This is a genomic window from Enterobacter soli ATCC BAA-2102, assembly GCF_001654845.1.
In the GTDB taxonomy this organism is placed as follows: Bacteria; Pseudomonadota; Gammaproteobacteria; order Enterobacterales; family Enterobacteriaceae; genus Enterobacter; species Enterobacter soli.
Genome location: NZ_LXES01000066.1, coordinates 1 through 734, shown reverse-complemented (window position 1 = coordinate 734; position 734 = coordinate 1). Strand labels below are relative to the sequence as shown.

1 protein-coding gene and 1 pseudogene are annotated in these 734 nt (G+C 51.8%); both read left to right on the top strand.

Translation table 11 applies throughout. The features are described from left to right. Positions 1-390 (top strand): ATP-dependent helicase C-terminal domain-containing protein (locus tag M987_RS23515; protein ID WP_281626373.1); only part of this gene is annotated, 390 nt, incomplete at its 5' end. A gap of 79 nt (positions 391-469) precedes the next feature. After that, a pseudogene (gene mrcB, locus M987_RS23510) lies at positions 470-734 on the top strand (bifunctional glycosyl transferase/transpeptidase); the annotation flags it as partial.

Here is a 734-nt window from a genome sequence, read left to right as displayed (position 1 = left end):
ATTGATGTCACACGGGCGTTACAGAACCTGATCGACTGGAACGCACGCGTACGTCTGGATAGTGCGCTGCCAACTCATTACACTGTGCCGACTGGAAGCCAGATAGCCATTCGCTATGATGATGAAAACCCGCCAGTTCTTGCTGTGCGTATGCAAGAAATGTTTGGTGAAGCCCAGACTCCGGTGATTGCCGAAGGCCGTGTGCCACTGGTTCTGGAGTTGCTCTCCCCGGCGCAGCGCCCATTGCAGATTACGCGTGATTTAACCGCATTCTGGAACGGCGCGTATCGGGAAGTGCAAAAAGAGATGAAAGGACGTTATCCAAAACACGTCTGGCCGGACTCGCCAGCAGACGCGCTGCCTACGCGGCGTACCAAAAAGTACCAATAACTTTGAGAGATTTCCTCTTTCGACTTGAGTTGAGATGGGGAGAATCAGGCCGTGCGCCTTATTTTTGGTGGAGAAAGCAATGGCGGGGAATGACCGCGAACCGATTGGACGTAAAGGAAAACCTTCACGTCCTGTGAAAGAGAAAGTAAGCCGTCGTCGTGTCCGTGAAGAGGAATATGACGCGGATTACGATGATGATTATGAAGACGAGAAACCGATGCCGCCACGTAAAGGAAAAGGCAGTGGCAATGGCAATGGTCGCCCGCCACGTAAAAAGCGCCGTTGGTTCTGGTTCCTGGTAAAACTGTTTGTTGTCTTTGCTGTGCTGTTCGTAATTTACGGTG